The sequence below is a fragment of the Sphingobacterium phlebotomi genome (assembly GCF_008180195.1).
Lineage (GTDB): Bacteria > Bacteroidota > Bacteroidia > Sphingobacteriales > Sphingobacteriaceae > Sphingobacterium > Sphingobacterium phlebotomi.
Genome location: NZ_VTAV01000021.1, coordinates 43211 through 66494 on the forward strand (window position 1 = coordinate 43211; position 23284 = coordinate 66494).

Annotated in this window: 25 protein-coding genes and 1 tRNA gene; 13 read left to right on the plus strand and 13 right to left on the minus strand. The window is 40.4% G+C overall.

Going from position 1 to position 23284, the window contains the following annotated elements:
- The first annotated feature begins 42 nt into the window (after positions 1–42).
- Positions 43–132 (plus strand) — tRNA-Ser (locus FXV77_RS20050).
- Positions 133–434: 302 nt separating this feature from the next.
- On the opposite strand, the gene FXV77_RS20055 is transcribed toward FXV77_RS20050, so the two are convergent.
- Entirely contained in the window at positions 435–1631 is a 1197-nt protein-coding gene (locus tag FXV77_RS20055) for a GTP-binding protein (protein WP_148921025.1), read from the minus strand.
- 10 nt (positions 1632–1641) lie between these two features.
- A complete protein-coding gene (locus FXV77_RS20060) occupies positions 1642–1869 on the minus strand; it encodes a hypothetical protein (protein WP_246162538.1) in 228 nt (75 codons plus the stop codon).
- A 100-nt stretch (positions 1870–1969) separates the two neighbouring features.
- On the opposite strand from FXV77_RS20060, the gene FXV77_RS20065 reads away from it, so the two are divergent.
- From FXV77_RS20065 to FXV77_RS20075, 3 genes are all read left to right on the plus strand, one after another.
- On the plus strand, positions 1970–2461 hold the full coding sequence (locus FXV77_RS20065) for a hypothetical protein (RefSeq protein WP_148921026.1): 492 nt from the start codon (positions 1970–1972) through the stop codon (positions 2459–2461).
- Positions 2462–2569: 108 nt separating this feature from the next.
- Positions 2570–3145, plus strand: coding sequence for a Crp/Fnr family transcriptional regulator (locus tag FXV77_RS20070; protein ID WP_148921027.1), 576 nt, complete (start codon positions 2570–2572; stop codon positions 3143–3145).
- A gap of 67 nt (positions 3146–3212) precedes the next feature.
- Entirely contained in the window at positions 3213–3665 is a 453-nt protein-coding gene (locus FXV77_RS20075; protein ID WP_148921028.1) for a carboxymuconolactone decarboxylase family protein, read from the plus strand.
- Between the two features lie 532 nt (positions 3666–4197).
- Here the strand turns inward: FXV77_RS20075 and FXV77_RS20085 are convergent.
- Positions 4198–4719: a GNAT family N-acetyltransferase gene (locus tag FXV77_RS20085; protein WP_187444192.1), complete on the minus strand. Its 522-nt coding sequence runs from the start codon at positions 4717–4719 to the stop codon at positions 4198–4200.
- Between the two features lie 137 nt (positions 4720–4856).
- Here FXV77_RS20085 and FXV77_RS20090 point away from each other — a divergent pair, with 137 nt between their 5' ends.
- The 4 genes from FXV77_RS20090 to coaA all read left to right on the plus strand — a co-directional run bounded on the left by FXV77_RS20090 (position 4857) and on the right by coaA (position 8617).
- Positions 4857–5906: a patatin-like phospholipase family protein gene (locus FXV77_RS20090; protein ID WP_148921029.1), complete on the plus strand. Its 1050-nt coding sequence runs from the start codon at positions 4857–4859 to the stop codon at positions 5904–5906.
- Positions 5907–5936: 30 nt separating this feature from the next.
- A complete protein-coding gene (locus FXV77_RS20095; protein WP_148921030.1) occupies positions 5937–7166 on the plus strand; it encodes a nucleoside recognition domain-containing protein in 1230 nt (409 codons plus the stop codon).
- A 37-nt stretch (positions 7167–7203) separates the two neighbouring features.
- Positions 7204–7572: a methylglyoxal synthase gene (locus FXV77_RS20100; protein ID WP_187444193.1), complete on the plus strand. Its 369-nt coding sequence runs from the start codon at positions 7204–7206 to the stop codon at positions 7570–7572.
- Positions 7573–7675: 103 nt separating this feature from the next.
- Positions 7676–8617, plus strand: coding sequence for a type I pantothenate kinase (coaA, locus tag FXV77_RS20105; protein ID WP_148921031.1), 942 nt, complete (start codon positions 7676–7678; stop codon positions 8615–8617).
- 1 nt (position 8618) lies between these two features.
- On the opposite strand, the gene FXV77_RS20110 is transcribed toward coaA, so the two are convergent.
- Positions 8619–9488, minus strand: coding sequence for a mechanosensitive ion channel family protein (locus FXV77_RS20110; protein WP_148921032.1), 870 nt, complete (start codon positions 9486–9488; stop codon positions 8619–8621).
- Between the two features lie 102 nt (positions 9489–9590).
- Here FXV77_RS20110 and FXV77_RS20115 point away from each other — a divergent pair, with 102 nt between their 5' ends.
- Positions 9591–10544, plus strand: a complete 954-nt coding sequence (locus tag FXV77_RS20115) for an acetyl-CoA carboxylase carboxyltransferase subunit alpha (RefSeq protein WP_148921033.1) — start codon at positions 9591–9593, stop codon at positions 10542–10544.
- A gap of 57 nt (positions 10545–10601) precedes the next feature.
- On the opposite strand, the gene FXV77_RS20120 is transcribed toward FXV77_RS20115, so the two are convergent.
- Complete coding sequence (locus FXV77_RS20120; RefSeq protein ID WP_246162539.1) at positions 10602–11591, minus strand: polysaccharide deacetylase family protein; 990 nt, start codon at positions 11589–11591, stop codon at positions 10602–10604.
- 151 nt (positions 11592–11742) lie between these two features.
- Between FXV77_RS20120 and ychF the strand changes: the two genes are divergently transcribed.
- A complete protein-coding gene (gene ychF / locus FXV77_RS20125) occupies positions 11743–12843 on the plus strand; it encodes a redox-regulated ATPase YchF (RefSeq protein WP_148921034.1) in 1101 nt (366 codons plus the stop codon).
- A gap of 78 nt (positions 12844–12921) precedes the next feature.
- Positions 12922–13803, plus strand: a complete 882-nt coding sequence (locus tag FXV77_RS20130; protein ID WP_148921035.1) for a DUF72 domain-containing protein — start codon at positions 12922–12924, stop codon at positions 13801–13803.
- Here the strand turns inward: FXV77_RS20130 and FXV77_RS20135 are convergent.
- On the minus strand, positions 13800–15068 hold the full coding sequence (locus FXV77_RS20135) for an MFS transporter (protein WP_148921036.1): 1269 nt from the start codon (positions 15066–15068) through the stop codon (positions 13800–13802). The genes FXV77_RS20130 and FXV77_RS20135 overlap by 4 nt on opposite strands.
- Positions 15069–15202: 134 nt before the next feature.
- On the opposite strand from FXV77_RS20135, the gene FXV77_RS20140 reads away from it, so the two are divergent.
- Positions 15203–16090, plus strand: a complete 888-nt coding sequence (locus tag FXV77_RS20140; RefSeq protein ID WP_148921037.1) for a dienelactone hydrolase family protein — start codon at positions 15203–15205, stop codon at positions 16088–16090.
- A gap of 13 nt (positions 16091–16103) precedes the next feature.
- On the opposite strand, the gene FXV77_RS20145 is transcribed toward FXV77_RS20140, so the two are convergent.
- Both FXV77_RS20145 and FXV77_RS20150 read right to left on the minus strand, forming a co-directional pair.
- Entirely contained in the window at positions 16104–17084 is a 981-nt protein-coding gene (locus FXV77_RS20145) for a tetratricopeptide repeat protein (protein ID WP_148921038.1), read from the minus strand.
- A 15-nt stretch (positions 17085–17099) separates the two neighbouring features.
- Entirely contained in the window at positions 17100–17867 is a 768-nt protein-coding gene (locus FXV77_RS20150) for a C40 family peptidase (RefSeq protein ID WP_148921039.1), read from the minus strand.
- 84 nt (positions 17868–17951) lie between these two features.
- Here FXV77_RS20150 and FXV77_RS20155 point away from each other — a divergent pair, with 84 nt between their 5' ends.
- The gene (locus tag FXV77_RS20155; protein ID WP_148921040.1) at positions 17952–18419 is read left to right on the plus strand and encodes a universal stress protein; all 468 of its coding nucleotides are present in this window, start codon (positions 17952–17954) and stop codon (positions 18417–18419) included.
- Here the strand turns inward: FXV77_RS20155 and FXV77_RS20160 are convergent.
- The 5 genes from FXV77_RS20160 to FXV77_RS22210 all read right to left on the minus strand — a co-directional run.
- Positions 18416–19591: an RsmB/NOP family class I SAM-dependent RNA methyltransferase gene (locus FXV77_RS20160; protein ID WP_148921041.1), complete on the minus strand. Its 1176-nt coding sequence runs from the start codon at positions 19589–19591 to the stop codon at positions 18416–18418. The two genes, FXV77_RS20155 and FXV77_RS20160, sit on opposite strands and share 4 nt — an antisense overlap.
- A gap of 1 nt (position 19592) precedes the next feature.
- The gene (locus FXV77_RS20165; RefSeq protein WP_148921042.1) at positions 19593–20876 is read right to left on the minus strand and encodes an ABC transporter substrate-binding protein; all 1284 of its coding nucleotides are present in this window, start codon (positions 20874–20876) and stop codon (positions 19593–19595) included.
- Positions 20833–22383: a glutamine-hydrolyzing GMP synthase gene (guaA, locus tag FXV77_RS20170; RefSeq protein WP_148921043.1), complete on the minus strand. Its 1551-nt coding sequence runs from the start codon at positions 22381–22383 to the stop codon at positions 20833–20835. The genes FXV77_RS20165 and guaA overlap by 44 nt, the downstream gene beginning before the upstream one ends.
- 53 nt (positions 22384–22436) lie before the next feature.
- On the minus strand, positions 22437–22946 hold the full coding sequence (locus FXV77_RS20175) for a hypothetical protein (RefSeq protein ID WP_246162540.1): 510 nt from the start codon (positions 22944–22946) through the stop codon (positions 22437–22439).
- A 122-nt stretch (positions 22947–23068) separates the two neighbouring features.
- The coding region (locus tag FXV77_RS22210; protein WP_222867839.1) for a PI-PLC domain-containing protein at positions 23069–23284 on the minus strand (216 nt) is incomplete at its 5' end.

Here is a 23284-nt window from a genome sequence, read left to right on the forward strand (position 1 = left end):
TGGATTGGAATATTTGCTTTATGTTTGCACTACTAAAATAAAGGAGAGGTGCCTGAGTGGCCGAAAGGAACAGTTTGCTAAACTGTCGTACTGGAAACGGTACCGCGGGTTCGAATCCCGCCCTCTCCGCCAACCAAAATGTAGCCCGACGTTAGTCGGGTTTTTCTGTTTATGGACGAGCCAAGTTTACTTGAGCGAAGTCCATAAACAGAAAAAGAAAGGAGCTTAGCGAATGCTTCAATCAAAAGATTGGAGCTTTTTTATTTCTAAAGCGTTTTTATTTTGCTATCGAAGGGATGAGAACCCGCAGGGTTCGACTCGGAGAGGGTTCAGGTCGAGAGTACGGGCTTGTGGGGCTGAACCAATCCCGCCCTCTCCGCTGAGAGGGGTTTCGTCAAGAAGCCCCTCTTTTATGTAAAATCAATAACATTCATCTAAATATTCTTTGGAAATTCATCCTTCCACCAGGTAAAACGCCAGTCGTCCGCTTCCTCTTCAGTCAAGAGACAGGCTTCCAGCTCGGCTAGACATTGTTCTTTGTCCAGATTTTGACCGATAAAGACCAGCTCATTCTTCCTATCTTCCCATTCAGGGTGCCACCTCTTCAGCAGTTCGCTTCGGATCTCCGTGTAGACGGGATACTGGTACCGCATTTCTTCGGGCATACTGCTCCACCAAGAGCCGGCACTTTCCAGTCGTACACTACCACCAGCCTGGCTGAAGCTGATCGCTATATCAGGTCGCGAAGCCATCCAGAACAATCCCTTAGCACGAATAATATTATGCGGATAGGTTTCGTTAAGATATTTATGCAGACGCTGGGGATGGAACGGCCGTTGTGACCGGAAAACGAACGAGGAAATGCCGTATTCCTCTGTTTCAGGCGTGTGCTCCGTTTCAAGTTCCTTGATCCATCCTGCCGATGCAGAAGCTTCTTCAAAATCAAACGAACCGGTACCCATGATGTCTTTTGGATTTACCTGCCCGAATTGCGTACGGATAATTTTCGCTCCCGGATTGAGCTTGTGAATGGCCGCTTCCAATACGCCCAGCGTTTCTTCCGAAACCAAATCCGCCTTGTTCAGCACGATCACGTTAGCGAATTCAATCTGGTCAGTCAACAGGTTAACGATCGTCCGGTTATCCAGGTCGTCGTCCGTAAGTTCCCTATCCCACAGCGTTTCGGCGCTGCCAAAATCCCGGAAGAAGTTAAAACAGTCCACGACGGTTACCATCGTATCGATGTAACTGAAGGAGGAAAGGTCAATATCGTTATTCGGGTCAACGTAACTGAACGTCTGGGCCACGGGAATAGGTTCGGAAATCCCGGTACTTTCGATCAATAAATAGTCGAATCTATCTTCTTTTGCCAGTCTTTCCACTTCGACCATAAGGTCTTCACGCAGCGTACAGCAGATACATCCATTGCTCATCTCCACCAGCTTCTCCTCCGTGCGGGACAGTACATTTTCTCGCTCAACGGCCTGTGCATCGATATTGACCTCGCTCATATCGTTTACGATGACAGCAACCTTCTGGCCTTCCTTGTTGTGTAGTACGTGGTTCAACAAAGACGTTTTCCCGGCTCCCAAAAAGCCGCTCAAAACAGTAACAGGTAATTTTCTGATCATGTTATATTTATTAAAATCTCATTTTAATTTCTTCCTCCCGGATTATCCGACGAAACCAATCCTTTATATGGCGTAAATGCTCGTGGCCGTACAGGTTAACAAACCGTTTAGTTTCGTCAAGTCTTTCGTCTTCATAAACTGCCAATCGACGTTTGGCAAATTCCAAGGTCAAAGGGATACCACATTTCTTCTCCACGCAGATCTTCCAGCCTTCAAAATTTTGCGGAATGATACTCATAGCTCTCTCATTTGAATACAAAAGTAAAAACAAAACACAACAAAAGCAACATTGTTGCATAATAGTTTTATATTTGTATATCCATCGAATTCGCTACGATATGTTGAAATATATATTAACTCTTATTTTGTCGCTGGGCTTGGCATGCTTCCCTCCCCTCGGATGTGCACAACAACCTCCTACAGCACTGCAGCATCTGCAGGATCATAAACCCTTAATGAATAAAGTGTGGGAAACGTTTGATATGCTCATGTATAAGGTGACCAAAGAAAACGCTAAAACGGTATACACACCGCATTTTCCTGCACCATTGGCGGCGCTGGACGGCAAGACCGTAGAGCTTCAGGGATACATGATCCCAATCAAATCAGGGTTTAGACATAACACTTTCATGCTATCGGTGCTTCCCATCCAGCAATGTATGTTCTGCGGGCAGAACGGGATCCCTGCGATGGTGGAGATAACGCTATCCAATGGAAAAAAAGAAAGGATGTCAGATCGGCCTGTGACTATAAAAGGGAAAACAGTCCTAAACCGACAACAAAAAGACCGATTGGAAATTTGGGTTACCGAAGCCGTTCTTATGGAATGAGATCATGTTCGTATAGGGAGATATTGGGGTATACTATTATTTGCTAGCATGACTATTATAACACGGGGATTTAATTTGTATTTTTGGAGAAAGAAAAGACTATATTTAATGTCCGAAATATTAAAAAATCATATAAAAAAATTTGTAAAAATATCCGAGGAAGAATTTGAAGAAATTCTGACATTCTTCACGGTAAGGCCTGTTTCAAAAAAAGAAAACCTGTTGCAGGAAGGACAGGTTTGTAAGTATCATTACTTTGTACTGAAAGGATTGCTTCGCAAGTTCTACATCAACGAAAAAGGCATTGAACAGACCACCGAATTTGCCATCGAAACTTGGTGGATGACAGACAATATTGCTTATGAACATAGACTACCCACCGAGTTTTATATACAATCCGTAGAAAAATCAGAGATACTCTGCATCACGCAAGATAATCAGGAAAAACTATTGGGCAACTTTCCCGTCATGGAACGTTATTTCCGCTTTGTTTATCAGCGGGCGTATGCGGCAGCACAAATGCGCGTAAAATACCTTTTCTCGCTTTCGAAAGAAGAATTTTACTTTGAACTACTTCGCAAGCATCCCGAATTTGTGCAGCGTGTTCCCCAATATCTCATTGCTTCTTTCCTTGGTTTCACACCCGAATATTTGAGCGAAATCCGCAAGAGAAGCGTTTCTTAAACCAGTTTAAGTTTTCCCGTTTCCGGATTTTTCAATTTTGTGTTGTCAATTTTAAAACAACATAACAATGCAAAAACGAGTAAATATCAACTCCGCAGAACCTCTTGCTTTAAAAGCAATGACGGGACTGGAAATCTATCTGTCACAGGTTTCCATTTCTAAAACTACAAAAGAACTGATAAAAATCCGCGCTTCACAAATCAACGGATGTGCTTACTGTATAGATATGCACACCAAAGATGCATTAAAAAATGGCGAAACCCATCAGCGTATATTTTTACTGAATGCATGGCGGGAAATCAGCGGAATTTTTACCGATGAAGAAAAAACAGTGTTAGCAATTACCGAAGAAGTAACCCTGATACACCAAAATGGATTATCAGACGAAATTTATGAAAAAGCGTTACAATTTTTTAGCGAAAATCAAATTGCGGAAATAGTAATGGCGGTAATTACCATCAATGCCTGGAACAGGATTGCCATTATTGGACATTTTCAGCCAGGGCAAGGCTTTGCTTAAAAATTATGAAATAAAAATCGCAGGTACCCACAATTCACGCAGAAGCCATTTAGCACAGATCTGGGCGCAGGTGGCATGTGTATATCATATTTCAACTGTGTACTGCTATTCGGGCGGTATGGAGGAAACAGCGATCAGAAGAACACCGAAAAACAAAGGATACATTGTTGCCATACTTAAAAATTTAAATTGTTAAACCATCTGTAACGCCTGTTCGCATACCGGTATATTTCACCGGAATGGAAAATCATACGTATCGGGTTCCTTTTCTTTTCGGACAGTCTTAACCCTCTGTTCGGATACTATTCGCCCATGTACCGGGGAGTTACCGTGTAGCCAACGTGTATTTACCGAGGTTTACACGGTAAATACACGGTAAAATCACATAAAAAACACGGTAAAAAGGCGAAGCATGTGTGAAGCAGGTATAAAGCAGGTAAGGAAAGGCAGCCAATAGTCCTTTTTCATATACGTTTTTAGCAGGTTGTTCAATCCGCCAAAATAATAGCGGATCTTGGCATTGAGTCAAATATCACCAATCTTTACGGGGATGATGGCAGGATATTAACACTAACTCCAATACTTCTCCCGGTAACCCATCAAAATCTGCAAATTCTTTAGAAACAAAGCCATTATTAGTCAAGATTTTTCGAGATGGAATGTTTTTCGGATCTATAATAGCGAAAAGCTTTGTAATGAAATTATGTTTTCTTGCCACATCGATCAGTCGACCAGCAACCTCACTCGCTATCCCTTTCCCCCAATATTTAGGTAATAGCATATATCCTAATTCCGCTTCGGTACTATCAAGGGTTTCTATCTCTAATTTTCCCACTCCAATAAAATCCCCTGATTTTTCCTGTATGATTTTAAAATGTCCGAAATCATTATGAAACTGATTTTCCAACATCCGTTTCTCATAATCTGACTTGGCCTCTTCTAAGGGAATAGCACGTTCCGTAATCATCGCCATGACCTCTTCATCACCAACTAAACTAAAATATACAGGAAAGTCCATTGGTGTAAGCTTTTCCAATCGAAATTTTATCTTCATTTACCGATCTTTTTAGTTGTCACACTCGAGTATAACATTGGAATTTTATTCTTTGTCTATATTTATTGACCAATATATAAAAAATTCGAAGTTTTAACCTTTTTTACCTAGATTTAAACGATCAACCGAATGGACGTATGAAGAGAATACTTTCAATAGACGGTGGTGGTATCCGAGGTATTATTCCAGGGATGTTTTTGGTGGCACTGGAAGAAAAAATACAGCATGCAACGAATAATCCCGAAGCTCACTTAACCGACTATTTTGATTTTTTTGCAGGCACAAGTACGGGCGGAATCCTTCTATCTATTCTATTATGCCCCGATGATAATGAACCCAGCAAACAAAAGTATACAGCAAAAGATGCACTTGATATTTATTTAAATCACGGCACAGAAATATTTTCTGCCTCGCATTGGCGTCGTTTTCTGAGCAAATTTGGCTTGCTCAGCGAACTATACGACGAGACGATATTGGAAAATGTACTGGAAAGCTATTTCGGGGATAAAAAACTCAGTCAGCTTATTAAGCCTTGTATTATCACAGCGTACAATATTGAATTGCGTAAAAATCACCTTTTCCGACAGCAAAAAGCTATATCGCATGGTGATTCGCGCGACTTTTATATACGGGATGCATGTCGCGCCACATCCGCTGCGCCTACGTATTTTTCCGTCGCAGAAATTTTCTCTATTGCCAATACACGCTATCCCTTGGTTGACGGGGGTGTCTTTGCGCACAACCCTTCCTTATCCGCTCTTTTGGAAGTCATCAAAAGCTACAATACATATAAAATAAATGATATTTGGATCCTTTCCTTAGGAACTGGGTTATCAAAAATTTCGTATAATTATGAAGATTTCAAAAAGAAATGGGCTATTTCCATTGGACCTGCGTTAGTCGATATTATGAGTAGTAGCTCTGCAGAGAGCACCGACTATTATCTAAAACAATTATTCCGCTCGGTTAACAAATCGAGCAATTATATCCGTATCGAACCCAGCAATCTCTCCTCCATCAATCCGTCTATGGATTCCGCTTCGCCATCTAACGTTCAAAAACTTGTCTCCTTGGGTGACAAACTAATTAGTGAGCATGAAGAGCAAATGAATCAAATCGTTGCTGAAATCATAGCGGATAAGAAAAATAATACAGATCGGTCGGTATGGAGTTTTTTAAAAAATTAACTCCTACATTTACACAGCAAAAAAACAAGTATGGCACTAAATTACATTTGGGTCTCTTTTTTCTTGATAACATTTCTAGTCGCTATCATTAAGCTCATTGGCGGCGATACAGAAATATTCCAAAATATCGTCAACTCCCTCTTTGAAAGTGCAGCGAATGGTGCCACCATATCCCTCGGTTTAATCGGTATGATGACATTTGCATTAGGGATTATGAAAATTGGAGAAAAAGGAGGCATGATTAATATCTTCGCTAAAGCGGTAGGACCATTTTTTAATCGACTTTTCCCTGAAATACCCAAAAATCATCCCGCACTGGGTTCTATCCTCATGAACTTTTCCGCCAATGCCCTTGGATTGGACAATGCAGCGACTCCTTTGGGCTTAAAGGCAATGAAGGAACTCCAAGAAATTAATCCACAGAAAGACACGGCAAGCAATGCGCAGATTATGTTTATTGTATTAAATGCTTCCAGTCTTACCTTGCTACCTATTTCTATCATGGCATATCGACAAGAAGCTGGTGCAGCACAACCCTCCGACATCTTTTTGCCTATTCTTATCGCGACATTCTTTTCTACGTTAGCCGCACTTATTATGGTTGCCATTTACCAAAAGATTAACCTTTTTCATAAAACGATTATCCTTTATTTGGGCGGATTGCTTGTTCTAGTAGGCGGCGCATTATATTATTTCAGCACATTAGCACCGGAAGAAATTGATGTTATATCCCGTGTTTTTGGCAACCTTGTTCTATTTAGCATCTTTGTTTCTTTTATTGCACTCGCGTTATTTAAGCGTATCAATGTCTATGATGCCTTTATTGAAGGGGCAAAAGAAGGATTTGAAGTGGCTGTAAAAATTATCCCTTATCTGGTCGCTATTTTGGTCGGCATTGCCGTATTTCGGGCTTCCGGAACCATGGACTATTTAGTAGAGGGCATCTCCTCTCTCATCGCATTTGTAGGAATAGATACTTCGTTTGTAGAGGCATTGCCTGTCGCATTTATGAAACCTTTGAGCGGTTCCGGTGCACGGGGATTAATGGTAGAATTGATGGCAACGAAAGGTGCTGACGATTTCGCGGCACGTGTAGCGTGTGTGATACAAGGCTCTACGGAGACTACATTTTATGTGTTGGCTGTTTATTTTGGTTCAGTGGCCATCAAAAAAACACGGCACGCGCTTCCATGTGCACTTTTAGCAGAACTAGTTGGTATTATCGCCGCTATCATAGTGGCCTATATTTTCTTTGGATAAAATTATTAAAAACTTAAACTTAACAATAATTAAATACATGAAAAAAACAATTGCACTAATTGCACATGATGGAAAAAAAGCAGATATGGTGGGGTTTGTAAAAGACCATATTGAGTTTCTAAGAAATGCTAATATCGTTGCCACTGGTACGACGGGATCTTATGTGGCCCAAACCGGTTTGGAGGTAGAACTCAAACTAAGTGGTCCGAAGGGTGGCGATGCGCAGATAGCCGCACTAACAGCAGAAGGAAAAGTAGACGGGATTATATTCTTCCGTGATCCGCTAGGCAAACATGTACATGAGCCCGACATTCAAATGCTCATGCGAATATCCGATCTTTATAATGTACCATTAGCTACTAATCCAGCGACAGGAAGTTTAATTATCGAGGGGTTATTTTCGTGACGGATTAAGCAATCTTATTGTCATAGAAAGCAATTTAATATAAATTAATCTACACTTTTTTAGTTGAACATGGTATATTTGCCGACATTAAAAATTTAAATGTATGTCTTCAACTAACAACAGCGAGGTTGATACACCATTTCAGCTATTTGACAGAGCGGAATGGAAAAGTTTAAACGGTCATTTTTCGCATCATCTTACATCAGGTGATATAGAAAACCTACGCGCTCTAAATGAACCGCTTACTGTTACAGAAATTGAAGAAATATATTTCCCGTTAGCCCATTTATTGGGTATTTTGATTAAGCGCACAAAAGATCAACATGCCGCCGTTAATAATTTTCTGAACAAGGGTAATAATAGCCTGCCTTTTATCCTGGGGATAGCAGGGTCTGTTGCTGCAGGAAAAAGTACTACCGCGCGTGTACTACAGAAAGTACTTTCCATGCTCCCTACCAAACCTAAGGTGGAACTGGTGACAACAGACGGTTTTTTGTATCCAAACAAAATCTTAGCAGAACGGAATATCCGGAAAGGTTTTCCCGAAAGTTACGATACTAAACTGTTACTGAGTTTTCTTGCAACGATGAAATCCGGTATTCCCCAATTTGAAGTACCCGTCTATTCCCATTTGGAATACGACATTATGCCTCATGAGAACCAAATCATCGCACAACCGGACATTCTTATTGTAGAGGGCATAAACGTATTGCAAGTAAACTCATCTACAGGAAGCAGTGTCTTTGTGTCAGATTATTTTGATTATTCTATTTATGTCGATGCCGATGAGAAGGATTTGATAAACTGGTATATCAATAGATTTGAATCTTTACGCGCCACATCTTTTCAAAATCCGGCATCCTATTTTCATCGCTATGCCAATCTAGGCAAAGAAGAAAGTATCGCTATGGCGACAAATATCTGGAATACCATTAACCTTCCAAACCTGCACAAGAATATATTGCCAACCCGTTATCGTGCAGATTTAATTCTCGAAAAGGGATCTCACCACTTTGTGAAACAGATAAAGGTGCGCAAAATATAGTTTAAGTGTTTATATCGTATTCCCGCTTAAACTTCAACACTTCCTTAAAGACTTCGTTTTCTACCTGTTTATGCACTTTATTGCTACTGCTTTTCGCATGCATCTCCATTTTGTATTTAACATAATCTTTCCCTATTTCAACAACTTTAAGCTGTAAATCGTCCTCACCTGTTAGATAAGGATGATTCGCTAAAAGCGCTTGTATACTTTCGTCCAGTTTATCCACCTCCACTGCTGCCTGTAGTGGTAATTCAAATTTCACAAGAAAAAGCGACGAACGATGAGCTGATAGATTAATTACGGGTGACGTAAAAACCATGTTATTGGGTACCATGACCATATCATCATCTTCGTTTTGTATAATCAAGCTTGAAAAATTAATATCGACGATACGGCCCTTATGCTCGTCAATCCTTACCCTGTCTCCTACCGACAGCTGATCAGAAAACATAATGAACAATCCCGAAATCAAATTGGTGATATACTCCCGAAAAGTAACGGCTATCGCCATGGCAACAATAGTTAAACTGGTAACAAATTCCCTGGGATCTATACCAAAAGCAATCATGAACGCAATGACAGCCATCGATGTGTTCAATACGACCGTCAAACGGTTGATACCTAACACAAAATTACCCCGAACAATCCGTTTCTCATGCCGCTTTTTATATATCATGATGATGATATACCGACCTATAGAAAACAATATGCTGGCTGTTAAAAACAGGTTAAGTCCATCGGATACTTTATTCAGCCGAGGATGTTGCTCATAAAAGTCGCCAAAATACCAAAACGAGGCATATAATAAAATCCATAAAACCAGTTTAATTAAAAACGGTATGGGATTCGTATCTTTCTTTTCTTCTGTCATGATAATAAAACGCCCTAAATTATAACTTTTCCGCTGATATTGCAATATCACGCAAAATAACCTAACTTAGCATGCTGAAATGCGCTAGACACATATAAAATTATGCAAACAACATTTGATTTTGAAAAGCCTATTGCAGACTTGCAAACCCAAATAGAAAAGGTCTTGCAAGTGCAGGAGAAGACCAAAGTAGATATGAGTGCTACTGTTAATGAACTAGCGGAAAAGCTCGAACAAACCAAAGAAGATATTTATTCAAACTTGACTGGTTGGCAAAAAGTCCAGATGTCTCGTCACCCAGACCGTCCGCAGACGTTCGATTACATCGAGATGATTTGCGACGAATTTATTGAGCTTCATGGCGATCGCACTGTACGGGATGACAAAGCTATTGTAGGCGGGTTTGCCTCTATTAACGGGCAATCCGTAATGGTGATTGGACACCAAAAAGGAAAGAACACAAAAGAACGTCAATATCGCAATTTTGGGATGGCGAATCCAGAAGGATATAGAAAGGCACTTCGATTAATGAAAATGGCGGAGAAGTTTAATAAACCGGTCGTCACGTTAATTGATACAATGGGCGCTTATCCTGGTCTGGAAGCAGAAGAACGCGGACAGGGGGAAGCTATTGCGCGCAACCTTTTAGAAATGTCCGTACTTAAAGTGCCTGTTATCTGTATTGTTATTGGCGAAGGTGCTTCCGGAGGAGCGTTGGGAATTGGCGTAGGAGATCGCGTATATATGATGCAAAACACGTGGTATTCGGTTATCTCGCCTGAGTCTTGCTCTTCTATTCTCTACAGAAGTTGGGATCAGAAGGAAAAAGCGGCAGAATCCCTTAAACTGACAGCAGAAGATATGTTGAAAAACGGATTAATTGATGGTATCATTGGCGAGCCGATAGGTGGCGCACATCAAGATCCCGCGATAGCTGCAGAAAACTTAAAAACAAGGATTTTAAGTGATCTTACAGAACTAACACGAAAAGATGCCGATAGTCTTGTTGCCGAGCGTATCGATAAATTCAGCAACATGGGAGTTGTCGTAGAATAAAATATATAGACAAGAAAATGCCCCTAAATTTTATAGGGGCATTTTTCTTGTCTATTCCTAATATCGAAACGGGTAATCTCTTATAAATTCAAACTTATAATCTGTTGTATTTTGGATCGTATCAATTAGCGATGAGAGCAATTGTTGCCCCTTTTTATTCTGGAACATATCATCATGCATCAATAACACGACGTTATTCGGCTCCATGGATGATTTGTTGTTCATAAAATTCCGGATACGCGTGTATATCTCATTCATTGGCTGTACCGGATTGCCCGAAGCTCCGTTAATTCTCCATTCCACATCCCAACCATAAATTTTATATCCGTTAGTATATAGCATATCGGCTGTACTCGCCCCGCTTTTTAGATCGATTCGCCTTACATCATCATAAATCCAGATATTCCGCCCAGGCAACCGAACTATTTTATGCTTCAACTCCAAATCCACTTCATTTTTTTCAAAATCTTCATACGCACTGACTGGATTGCTATAGAACGTAGTAAATCTATTACCCGCATGCGTATAGCTATGATTGTAGCATTCTACCAAAGCGTTATCCTTATAACGCTGAAGATCCCTTTTCAACCGTTTCGACATATTCGCATGTCTACCGACCAAAAACACATTGATCTTGATATTCTTTGCTTTCGAAATAGAATCAATTGCCGAACTCCCTATCAAGGGGCCATCATCAAACGTAAAATAAACATGTTTCGGAAGCTTATCTAATTCCCGACGTACGGAGTCCCTTACACGACGACGTTCTCCTCTTGTATATCTCTCTAGGGAATCTTTACTGATAGGATTCAAGGTATCTACCGGAATACGAACAGGATCTCGCCATCGCTCCGTTAAATATCCTTTTTTATTTTTCACAGTATCTTCTAACTCCTGATCAGATAAAACAGCGATACTATCGATTTCTACCGTATCGGGGAGCGAACTTGCAATACTCGTACTCATATTTCCTTGACAACCCATTAAAGATAAGGTTGCAACCATGACAGCCCCCACGTTGAAAATGGGTTTTATCGCTTTCCACATATGTTATTTCAATTACTAAATTTGACTCAAACTTAAAAAATCTAATTGACAAAATTGAATTGTACGGAAAGAATAGGCAAAAATCCCGAATTTTAGCTACATACACCTGATTTTCGCTATCTTTGTGCGATTTAAAAAAAATAAAATTTTCATGGCTTTACAATGTGGTATAGTAGGTTTACCAAATGTGGGTAAATCAACATTATTTAACTGTCTTTCCAATGCAAAAGCACAGGCGGCAAATTTCCCTTTTTGTACAATAGAACCTAACGTCGGTGTTATTACCGTACCCGACGACAGATTAAATAAATTAGCGGAAATTGTTAAACCACAACGCGTCGTTCCCAATACTATCGAGATTGTAGATATTGCCGGTTTAGTAAAAGGCGCCTCCAAAGGGGAAGGGTTAGGAAACCAATTTTTGGGAAACATTCGCACCACGAATGCTATTATTCACGTTTTGCGTTGTTTCGATGACGGCAACGTCATACACGTAGATGGTTCTGTAGACCCCATTCGCGATAAAGAAATCATCGATACTGAATTGCAGTTGAAGGATTTGGATACCGTTGTAAAGCGTATTCAAAAGGTAGAAAAGATGGCAAAGACAGGTGGTGATAAGGACGCAAAAAAAACATATGAAATTTTATCCGTTGTCAAAGGACATCTAGAAGCTGGTAAATCCGCTAGAACTACACCTATCCAACCAGAAGATTTTGAGTTTATCAGTGATCTTGCTCTACTTACTATAAAACCTGTTTTATATGTATGTAATGTAGACGAAGCTTCGGTAACGACAGGAAATGCTTATGTCGACCGCGTGAAAGAAGCTGTAAAGGATGAGAATGCGGAAGTACTCGTAATTTCGGCTCAGATTGAATCTGAAATCGCTCAACTTGAATCATATGAAGAACGCAAAATGTTCCTCGACGATTTAGGATTGGATGAGTCTGGTGTTTATAAATTAATCAGGGCAGCTTATTCCCTATTGGATCTTGCTACTTATTTTACAGCGGGTGTTCAAGAAGTACGTGCCTGGACAATCGAAAGAGGTTATACGGCACCACAGGCAGCAGGTGTTATTCATACGGATTTCGAAAAAGGTTTTATCCGCGCCGAGGTCATCAAATACGAAGATTTCATTACGTATGGTTCGGAAAATGCAGTTAAAGAGGCAGGTAAGCTTAGTGTAGAAGGAAAGACCTATATCGTGGAAGATGGCGACATTATGCACTTTAGATTTAATGTGTAACGGTACAATCTTGTTATAAAACTAACGCCCGGCTATTCTATTTGTTGGGTGTTTTTTATATTTTTTTTATCTTCGAGTATGAAATTTGGACAAGTAAGCAATCCCGAGGAAATCGATTTTTCCCTACCTCCTACACCAACAGAGTCATTCCGGTTGCTAGAGGCTAACAAACAGGATAAACCGATTGAAATCGCTGTAGGTTGTGCAAAATGGAACAAAACAGATTTAAAAGGTTTCTACCCTCGAGGTACAAAAGATGAATTAGCCTATTATTCTAGACAGTTCAATTCGATTGAATTAAATGCAACATTCTACAATTCTCCTTCCAAAGAACAGGTAAAAACCTGGAAAGATAAAACACCTGATGACTTCAAGTTCTTCCCTAAAATTCCGCAATCGGTTAGTCATTATTCCAGGCTGATCAATACGGAAGAGAAAATAAAGGATTTTGTGGATGCGACCGTGCTATTTGAAGAGAAACTCGGTATGGCATTTCTACAGATGCACGATAATTACAAACCGAAGGATTTTGACCGCTTGGAAAAATTCCTGTATAGTTTTCCGAAAGGCTATCCACTGGCAGTAGAAGTCCGTAATCAAGAGTGGTTTTCGGACAACGAAATCAGCGAAAGGTTATACAAATTATTCGAACAGACGGATACAACCAATGTGCTCGTCGATACCGCAGGGCGTCGTGATATGGTGCATATGCGTTTAACGACCCCTACAGCATTTATACGATATGTAGGCGCTAACCATCCATCAGACTATGACCGGTTACTCCAATGGGTCCATGTCATTAAGGAGTGGAAAGAAGCGGGTTTACAAAAATTATACTTCTTTATCCATCAGAATATAGAATTGGAATCCCCGCTATTAGCTGCACATTTCATCGAGCACCTTAACAAGGAAATAGGTTCAAACCTTCGCATACCGAACAAAGAAAACACATTGTTTTAACTAACGGTTGGTTCGTCTAAGACGGATAGAGTTGTATTCCTGGTTTTAGTTTTTATAAGCCTGTCTACCCTGTACATGAACAATATTGAAACCAATGATATGGCAACAACTGCGTATCCAACCATATCATAGTGTTCCAACGGGCTGAATTTATTTTGCTGGTAGACGATAAGTCCAGCAATCGTTGCAGCAATTCCTCCAGCTATTTGCTGTAGCGATGCGTTGATACTCATAAATGCTCCACGATCTTGCATATCCGGAACGGCGGATATAAGTGCAGACGACGGAACCATTCGGCTCATAATCCCCATCATCATACAGATATTGACCACCAACACCCAGATAAAAGGAGTCGTGGAGAGGTTGGTATAAATAACACAGATGACCATCAGCCAAATCGTCGCTCCTGCAAACAGTTTATATTTATTCACTCTATCACTCATTTTTCCAATGAATGGCATAATAAGAAGGGAGCTTACACCCGAGGCCATAAACAAAAAAGGTAATTGTTCATTGCTTATTCCAAGATTATTGACGGCAAATACTGTTCCGTATGGCATCATCATAAAACCACCGACAGACAATACAGCAGTCGTTAAAAAACCAACACGATATGGTTTCTTTTTTAACGTTTGCATTAAATGGCTGATGGCTTTTTTCTGTATTTCCATTCCTAAATGAGCATCTACTGGTTTTAGCCGCACAACGATAAGAACCGCTATGAGTATAGCTAATCCCGCTATAAACAGGAATGGAGCTTCCCAGCCCATTTTATTCGCGATATAAAGCCCGATGGGGATACCTAAAACCTGACTGGCACCAAACCCCATCTGAACAAATCCCATCACCCGCCCTCTCTTCTCCAAAGCAAACAGATCTGTGATAATGGCCATGGAAATAGAACCTATAACCCCACCAAACAAGCCGGTTATAATTCTTGCTGCTACTAGTGTGTAAAACGTGTTGGCAATTCCACAAAAGACCGTACCGATAATAAAGCCGGTATAAAAAAATAGTAATAGTTTCTTCCGGTCATATTTGTCTGCAAAACCAGCCGTTAAAAGTCCGGAAACACCTGCACTGAAAGCATAAGCAGATACCACAATACCGAAAGATGAGGCATGCATATCCATAGATTTGATAAGCAGGTCACCCAACGGTGACATCACCATAAAATCCAGAATAACCGTAAACTGACTGATGGCTAAGATGAAAATCACCAATTTTTCGTAACCTGTAAAAGGTATATTCTTTTTTGTCTGCATCGTTTTTGATGAGTAAATTTTCGTCTCGTTTTAAATTCACGAAACAAAGATAGCTTTTTGTGTTACAATCAAAACAAAATATAAACAACGATCGTTTAGTTATAATAGGACTATGTTCCTCAAAAAATCACGATATGAAAAACATAAAAAAAGAAGAATTAGATCCTAAAGTATTCGAACTCTACAATGATTATGCCCACAACCGTCTTAATCGACGGGAGTTTATGCAAAAGCTTTCCTTGTATGCCGTCGGCGGATTGACCGTATCTTCTTTAATGAGTTTTTTAACACCGGACTATAAAAATGCTGTTCAGATAAAAGCAGATGATCCACGGCTAGACTCGCGATATATAACGTACCAATCGCCCAAAGGAGGAGGTCCAATCAAGGGGTTACTTTCTATACCAAAAGCCGCTACAGGAAAACTCGGTGGTATTATTGTTGTCCATGAAAACAGAGGACTAAACCCACATATAGAAGATGTTGCCCGTCGTGCTGCCTTAGCGGGTTTCGTTAGTCTAGCACCGGACGCATTATCGCCATTGGGCGGATATCCTGGCAATGACGATGATGGTCGTGTGCTACAGCAGAAACGCAATCGCGACGAAATGTTAGAAGACTTTATCGCCGCTTTTGATTATTTGAAAACGCAATCCATATGCAATGGAAAAGTTGGTGTTGTAGGCTTCTGTTTTGGAGGTTGGATATCAAACATGATGGCTGTCCGCATACCTAAACTATCTGCAGTAGTACCTTTCTACGGTGGGCAAGCTCCTGTGGAAGAGGTACCGAACATACATGCTCCCCTCTTGTTACAGTTTGCGGAAACAGACGAAAATGTAAATAAGGGCTGGCCAGCCTATGAAGAAGCGCTAAAAGCTAACAAAAAGGAATATACGGCTCATTTTTATCCAAACACACACCACGGATTTCATAATGATACTACGCCCCGATATGATAAAGAGGCCGCAGATCTAGCTTGGAAGAGAACAATTGATTTTTTTGATCAAACGTTGAAATAGAATAAAGTGTACATCAGTCTTCTTTTTCCAGTTCCTCGAACACACGGCGGTCTTCCGCGGCACCCGTCGTATCACCCAAGCGGTCTTTCATGTTGGCACGATAAGCATATAAATCGGAATAATAAGGATTTAGCGCTATTGCTTTGGAGTAATCATATAATGCTGCTTTCCAATTCTCCATTTTCTCAAAGAGGTCTGCACGAAGGGCGTATACATAAAAATCTTCGGGAAGCAAGCTTACCAATTTATTAAAATCGAGCAAAGCCTCTTCATACGACTTTAAATCAACTAGAAAGCCGCCCCGCTCTTCGTAAATCACAGCAGCGTCTGGCTGAATCTCCGCAGCTTTAGCAAAATTTTCTTTGGCTTCTTTGTGCTCCTGAACCGCCTTAAACAATTTCGCGCGAAACAAGTATGCTTGAAAATGCATTGGGCTCATCGTTATTGCCTGGTTCAAATCAGACAAAGCGCTGTCGTATCTTAACAGCCGTATATGTAATGCACCACGATATACTAACACATCCACATCCTCCGGATATTTTTCTTGAGCATATGCATACAATTTTAATGTATACTCGTAATCAAATTGCTGTGTAGCTTCCAAGGCATCGGACAATAGGTTCTTAAGATCGGTATGCGTCCCTAAAGGAACCTCTTCTACAGGTCTATTTTCTACCCATTCCAAAAAAGCTTGATAATTAAAATCTAAGCCTTTGGCTACTTGATAGTCATAAAAAGCACCTTCTTCGTCCCCTAGAGCCATATTGAGGATCGACCGACAAGCATAGAAAAAGGGTTGATCAGGAAACTGCTGTATAGCTACTGTATACTTTTCCAAAGCTATCTCCGATTGTCCTTCTCTATAAGCAATAAAAGCATCTCTTGCTGCGATCAATGCCGCATCTTCGGCTTCCATCACTATCGGTTTAAGAAAGTTTAAAGGAAAAAGCTGGGTACTTGCCAGAAGGAAGTATCTGTTATTTATTAAAGACATGATCAAAAATAGTAATTACCAGAATCTTTTCACAATCCGTAATTTATGGGTGTAACGGTTTTGCTCTTTATTAAATATACCCTCCGAATCCATCTTATCTATGCGCACATTTGCAGAAGCGTGGAAAATCGTTTCGTCATCCACCATAACACCTACATGGATAATCCGCCCTTCTTCATTATCAAAGAAAGCAAGATCTCCGGGTTTAATTTCAGACAGAAAATCGACTACCTCTCCTTTCTCGGCTTGTTGGTAAGCATCACGTGGCAATTGTATCCCAAAGTGGGTATATATAATTTGACTAAGCCCTGAACAATCGATACCTACATGCGTACGTCCACCCCAGAGATAGGGGCTATTGAGATAATAATCTATTAATTTGGGGAATTCCGTCTCAAAATCTATCACATTTGGTCTTCGTAAACTCCCTTCAATCCCATATGGAAAACCCGGATATTGCTGCAGTAAAAGTTTTGGAATCTTTGTTCCTGGCAATAAATCAACTTTTTTATCGTCTAAGAAAGCTGTTGCACCGGCTATATCCACGACAAGGTAATTACCTTCCGAGATATTTATAAAATGATTTTCCGGTAAGGATACAAACTGCCCTTTTTGCAACCAACCTTTGTAATCAATATCAAACATACGGATGTAAACCCATTCTTTTTCTTCTTGCAGTATTTCAAATTGTTCCGCAAAAAGTACTTGACTCACCATTTCACTGCGGTGTGTGTTAGCCACTCTTAACGGGATGACGGATAAGTTGCAGATACCTATGTTCATATGAGTTGATTTTTATAAAAACAAATACTACAGCAACGCTGTTTTATCTATACGAATATATCACTTTTTATATAGCCACAAAAGATGAGCAGTAACAGATTTAATCGCATACTTCTAGCCGTGGATGATACACCATGTACCGTTAAGGCTATTGACTACACAAAAGATTTGGTTCGAGAGTTTCATTCGTCGATTGCATTGGTCACGGTTATTCCCCCTACGTCCCCCGCCAACTATGGAGCGGATCCGCTGTTAGGACAACAGCCAATCGTTGTACCAGAAGTTTCAGAAATACAGCAAGAATCTGCTCAACGATATCTAGAAAGTATAGCAGCTGATTTTGAAGGGGCACAGGAAGTCTTCCTATTTAATAAAGTAGGCAATGTTCGAGATGAGATTCTAAGTACAGCGGCCGAATGGACAGCAGATCTTATTGTTATGGGATCTAACGGACGTACTGGCTTTGAACATTTTATCTCCGGCAGTGTATCTGAATCGGTCATACGAAAAGCAAGTTGCCCGGTATTGGTTATACCTGGTAAATGCGACTAGATTTTTCGCAGTCGGGCAGCAAACATGCTGTCCGATTTTCTATTGTACCCTTTAATAATACTACCTTCCTCCACCACTAATCCATGTTCTTCTTCTAAGTAACGAACAAGCTGTTCATTTTCGGCTTCAAATACAGAACAGGTGATGTATATTAATGTTCCTTGCGGCTTCAGATAACGGACCACAGTGTCAACAATTTGACGTTGAAGTGTAGTAAATGCTTGAATACGTTCCTCGTCAAATTGACTAAGCATCTCAGGTGTCCGCCCCCAGGTTCCCGAACCGGAACAAGGTGCATCAACCAATATGCCATCAAAGGCTTCTCCATCCATCAGATGACTGATATCCTGGGTTAAATCCAGCACTTTCTTCCTATAGGTCGTTTTTATCTTTGCTTTATCAAAACGCTCGTCTAGGTTGCGGAGTACGCTCAGGCGTATATCCGAGACCAACAAATCAATATGTGGACAATGGTCCAATAACAGCAAAGATTTCCCACCAGATGCGGCACATGCATCCCACCATTTATCTCCCCGCTTTAGCAAAACACCTTCGATACTTTGCTGAGAAGATAAATCTTGTACTTCATATAACCCGTCTATCTCCCTTATATTCTGAAGCTTACTACCATTGGGCAGACGATAGGCATTTCCAAAAACTTGTTCAAAAGAGATTTTGTGCTCGGTAAGCTCTCGTTCTACGGCAGCTTTATTCTTTTGTGGTACACGAATAAATAAATCGGGTTGGACCAAATGGCTTAATATAAACTGCTCCGTGTCGATGGTTGGTGACAAATGAGAAGTGAAGGGAAAAAGACGATTTATCACTTGATAGCCCTGCGTCTCTAAAAAAAGAATCTTTTCCGTTAAAGAGGAAGTAATATTAGCCATCCAATCTGGTTGGTAAAACGCCACAATGGCACTTTGTGTTTCACACAAAAATTCGGAAACAACAAGACGATCAACTGTTGGTAAATTGACTAGAGAATCCCCTAATCGAAATACATTATAACATAAACGAGAGGTCATCCGTCTATCGGATGACCCCATTTGTTTATTTTCCTTAAAAAATCTGGTAAGAAATCGAGCAAATGGTTCGGTATTATCATAAGCATCTATTGCACGTTGAAAATTTCGCAACTGCTGCTCGACTCTCCGTGGATTAATCTCCATATTAGTTTAATTGAAACGACGAGCCTTGATAGCTTTTAAACGAAAGGGCGTTGTTTGCAAATCCCCAAGCTTCGTTATAATCAAATTCGTAAGTACTAAATAAGCCCTCAAATTTTTCTTTTGTGATATGTTCCGGATAAGATTCTCCATATTTCGCTAATAAGTTTCCGAAATATCGGGCTGCATCATATCCTTTATAGGAATAATCCGACGGATCAACGCTATATAAAGAATAGTATTTATCTTTAAACTCTTTTGCCCCTCTTGCCCATGTTTTCAAATGGCTCTCCGAAGTAATAACTGGTCGAAAATCACTAAATCGCTCATATATACTGAAGTCTATGCGATCCCATAAAGGATGTCCATACACACGAAATGTATAAAATTCTTCCGAAGATTTTGTTTCTAAATTACTTACAAAAGAACGTAGCTGAAATTTATCGGTCGTACCGGCTACAACCAAGTTCGTACCGGTTAAGCTGATCTCTTCATTTAATTGTGGGATAGATGATACCGAACGTACCTGAACAGATGGGTTAGCTTTCTTCAGTTCCGATAAAAAGCCACCTAGGAACTGCCTACTGTCATTATCGGAGGTATTATAGATAATGACGACGTCACCAACCCTGTAATCACGAGCCACGCGTTCTGCCATGACTTTGGTGTGTATATCAATAGATGGCGTTAAGGACACCAAATTCGGCAAGCTAAATTCTCGTGCTCTTGAGGCGGCCAAAGGATTCACCTGTAACACATTCTTATTTGAAAAATGCGTACCAAACGTTGTTATTTCCTTAGGGAATACCGGTCCTACAACAAGTGCTGCATTTTGTACCTCTTCTGATTTTGCAACAGATTGATTATGTAGTTGATTATCTCGTGAGTCAATTACATGGAGTGAAAAAGAGCGACCTTTTTGCGCCAATTCATCTAATCCTAATTGAAAACCTTGATAAAAGTCAAGGGCAATTGCCGAGCGATTAACGTCTTCTTTTGATAATGTATGCGGTGAAATCTTATCCAATTGAAAAGGTAGAACCAACGCTACACTATTTCTAGCTGCTTCCGCTTTACGCGCGTCTTCTGCTGTATTTTCTTTATCGACAGCTTCCGGCTTCTCTTCTTTTGGAATAGTCCCCCCTACATTTCCACCACTATGGTCAGGCGATTTTAACACCCTGGTTTTAGGCGAACAAGCTCCTAAAAAAAAGAGGAGTGCCAATGCCCATACGAATAATTGCTTATTCCCATTCAATTGTTGCTGGTGGTTTTGAACTGATATCATAGACAACTCTGTTGATTCCTTTAACATGATTGATAATTTCGTTTGAAATTTTTGCTAACAAATCGTATGGCAAGTGAATCCAATCGGCTGTCATCCCGTCTAACGACCCCACCGCACGTAAGGCTACTACGTGTTCATACGTACGCTCATCGCCCATAACGCCTACAGATTGCACAGGTAGAAAGATAGTTCCCGCCTGCCATACCTTATCATACCATCCCGCTTCTTTTAAGTTACGAATATAGATGTCATCAGCTTCCTGCAAAATCCGTACCTTTTCTTCGGTAATGTCGCCAAGTACCCGAATGGCAAGTCCCGGTCCCGGAAAAGGATGACGTCCTAAAATATTGGAATCTACCTCCAACGTTTTTCCTACCCGACGTACTTCATCCTTAAACAGCGCCTTCAACGGTTCTACCACTTTCAGTTTCATAAAATCGGGTAAACCTCCGACGTTATGGTGCGATTTAATAGTTGCTGATGGACCTTTCACAGAAATCGATTCGATAACATCGGGGTAAATCGTGCCCTGTCCTAGCCATTTTGCTTCGACTCCTTCTGGCAATTCATGCTGGATATCTTTGGATGCTTGATCGAACACGTCAATAAAGGAAGCACCGATTATTTTTCGCTTTTGCTCTGGCTCCGAAACACCTGCTAAACGGCCAAAAAACAATTCTTTCGCATTTATACCTTTAATATTCAGCCCCATATTTTTGTATGAATCCAATACTTGCTCGTATTCATTTTTACGAAGTAAGCCATGATCCACAAAAATACAGTGTAGATTTTTTCCGATAGCTTGATGTAATAATACAGCTGCTACTGTAGAATCCACACCACCAGACAATGCCATAATCACATGATCGTCTCCTAATTGTGTTTTCAGCTCCGCTATCGTTGTTTCCACAAAGGTATCAGGTGTCCAGTCTTGTGCACAACCACATATATCAACGACAAAATTCTTTAACAATACTTGTCCGTCGGTGCTGTGTGTCACCTCGGGGTGAAATTGGATACCATACGTGCGCGTACCTTCGATCTCGTACGCCGCCACACGCACTTTGTCCGTACTGGCGATAATCTTAAAATTGGAAGGTATTTCTTTAATAGTGTCGCCATGAGACATCCACACTTGTGATTGCACGGGTACGCCTTTCAACAAAGTACTTTCCTGGTTCACAAATTGTAAATTGGCACGTCCGTACTCCCGGATTTCGGAGGGCGACACCTCTCCTCCAGACTGTTGTGCTAAATACTGTGCTCCATAGCAAACGGCTAATAACGGAAAACGATTTTGAATGTTGGTATAGTCGACTTGGGGTGCATCCTCTTGCCTAACGGAATAAGGACTGCCTGAAAAGATAACGCCTTTCACCGTGTCATCAAATTCCGGCAGGTTGTTATATGGATGAATTTCACAATAAACGTTAAGCTCACGAACACGGCGTGCTATTAGCTGTGTATATTGTGAGCCAAAATCAAGAATGATAATTTTTTCGGACATGGCGCAAAGTTACATATTCGCCTTGTATTTTTAACGATTTTAATTGATTTCCTTTAACGTCTCAATAAAGCCAATTCTTCTTCGGAATACATCTTTGCTCCTTTTAGGTAGGTATAGATAAGTTGTTTCGTTTCTTTATCTTTTAACTTGTACAGATTATTCACCAAGAAATCTTTATCTTCTTCTATATTATCTTTATAACCTAAGTATGAAGGGATATAATATTGGATACATAAACGAATATAGCGCAATTCTATTTCACTTGGATTATTCGTTATTTCCTCCTCTAACATCTTCTTTCCATTTCTGAAATAACCCATTTTTTTCAGGGGATTCCCCGTATGTTTTGCCATAAACATGTGGTAAGCTGCTTCGTACCCTCGCTCTACTGGACAGTCTGCATATTCTTCTAAAACTTCCAGATGCTTTTTACATGTTTCTTCATTTTTATGCCCTATCTTGAAATCCTTCCTTATTTCAGCCAGGGAAAGTTTTTGTCCAAATAACGCTGTTGTGGTTACCAATAACTGAAACAGCACGATATAAAAGCATCTTCTCATCATAAGCCCTATCGTTGGTTATACAGTATGTCTTTGCAAAAAATAAGCCAATCCCCCCAATTGGCTTAACAAGTTACCATATAAAATGATAAAGTGCAATATATTGGGTGGTTTTTTCCGGCACCCTATTTTATGGTAATCCAGGGAGCATTCTCTTTCACCCATGTCATCACCTCCACGGGAACATCCGTACACAGATCATCAGGTTCGAGCATCACACCAAGCAGAAAGTCTTCCACACTATGACCCGGCCATAAAGTTATTTTGAAACCTTCCTTTTTTGCCTTTTTAATCATATCCCTCGTTGTGCCTTCCAGCCGACAACCTATCCGGTTAATATC

What these genes read in the sequence shown, in the direction of transcription:
- coaA (WP_148921031.1), top strand. Translation starts at nt 7,676, where the DNA reads ATGTCTTCAACTAACAACAGCGAGGTTGATACACCATTTCAGCTATTT.
- FXV77_RS20120 (WP_246162539.1), bottom strand. Translation starts at nt 11,591, where the DNA reads ATGTGGAAAGCGATAAAACCCATTTTCAACGTGGGGGCTGTCATGGTT.
- FXV77_RS20090 (WP_148921029.1), top strand. Translation starts at nt 4,857, where the DNA reads ATGAAGAGAATACTTTCAATAGACGGTGGTGGTATCCGAGGTATTATT.
- ychF (WP_148921034.1), top strand. Translation starts at nt 11,743, where the DNA reads ATGGCTTTACAATGTGGTATAGTAGGTTTACCAAATGTGGGTAAATCA.
- FXV77_RS20175 (WP_246162540.1), bottom strand. Translation starts at nt 22,946, where the DNA reads ATGATGAGAAGATGCTTTTATATCGTGCTGTTTCAGTTATTGGTAACC.
- FXV77_RS20065 (WP_148921026.1), top strand. Translation starts at nt 1,970, where the DNA reads ATGTTGAAATATATATTAACTCTTATTTTGTCGCTGGGCTTGGCATGC.
- FXV77_RS20140 (WP_148921037.1), top strand. Translation starts at nt 15,203, where the DNA reads ATGAAAAACATAAAAAAAGAAGAATTAGATCCTAAAGTATTCGAACTC.
- FXV77_RS20130 (WP_148921035.1), top strand. Translation starts at nt 12,922, where the DNA reads ATGAAATTTGGACAAGTAAGCAATCCCGAGGAAATCGATTTTTCCCTA.
- FXV77_RS20150 (WP_148921039.1), bottom strand. Translation starts at nt 17,867, where the DNA reads ATGAACATAGGTATCTGCAACTTATCCGTCATCCCGTTAAGAGTGGCT.
- FXV77_RS20160 (WP_148921041.1), bottom strand. Translation starts at nt 19,591, where the DNA reads ATGGAGATTAATCCACGGAGAGTCGAGCAGCAGTTGCGAAATTTTCAA.
- FXV77_RS20095 (WP_148921030.1), top strand. Translation starts at nt 5,937, where the DNA reads ATGGCACTAAATTACATTTGGGTCTCTTTTTTCTTGATAACATTTCTA.
- FXV77_RS20165 (WP_148921042.1), bottom strand. Translation starts at nt 20,876, where the DNA reads ATGATATCAGTTCAAAACCACCAGCAACAATTGAATGGGAATAAGCAA.
- FXV77_RS20070 (WP_148921027.1), top strand. Translation starts at nt 2,570, where the DNA reads ATGTCCGAAATATTAAAAAATCATATAAAAAAATTTGTAAAAATATCC.
- FXV77_RS20060 (WP_246162538.1), bottom strand. Translation starts at nt 1,869, where the DNA reads ATGAGTATCATTCCGCAAAATTTTGAAGGCTGGAAGATCTGCGTGGAG.
- FXV77_RS20145 (WP_148921038.1), bottom strand. Translation starts at nt 17,084, where the DNA reads ATGTCTTTAATAAATAACAGATACTTCCTTCTGGCAAGTACCCAGCTT.
- FXV77_RS20155 (WP_148921040.1), top strand. Translation starts at nt 17,952, where the DNA reads ATGAGCAGTAACAGATTTAATCGCATACTTCTAGCCGTGGATGATACA.
- guaA (WP_148921043.1), bottom strand. Translation starts at nt 22,383, where the DNA reads ATGTCCGAAAAAATTATCATTCTTGATTTTGGCTCACAATATACACAG.
- FXV77_RS20085 (WP_187444192.1), bottom strand. Translation starts at nt 4,719, where the DNA reads ATGAAGATAAAATTTCGATTGGAAAAGCTTACACCAATGGACTTTCCT.
- FXV77_RS20100 (WP_187444193.1), top strand. Translation starts at nt 7,204, where the DNA reads ATGAAAAAAACAATTGCACTAATTGCACATGATGGAAAAAAAGCAGAT.
- FXV77_RS20110 (WP_148921032.1), bottom strand. Translation starts at nt 9,488, where the DNA reads ATGACAGAAGAAAAGAAAGATACGAATCCCATACCGTTTTTAATTAAA.
- FXV77_RS20115 (WP_148921033.1), top strand. Translation starts at nt 9,591, where the DNA reads ATGCAAACAACATTTGATTTTGAAAAGCCTATTGCAGACTTGCAAACC.
- FXV77_RS20075 (WP_148921028.1), top strand. Translation starts at nt 3,213, where the DNA reads ATGCAAAAACGAGTAAATATCAACTCCGCAGAACCTCTTGCTTTAAAA.
- FXV77_RS20055 (WP_148921025.1), bottom strand. Translation starts at nt 1,631, where the DNA reads ATGATCAGAAAATTACCTGTTACTGTTTTGAGCGGCTTTTTGGGAGCC.
- FXV77_RS20135 (WP_148921036.1), bottom strand. Translation starts at nt 15,068, where the DNA reads ATGCAGACAAAAAAGAATATACCTTTTACAGGTTACGAAAAATTGGTG.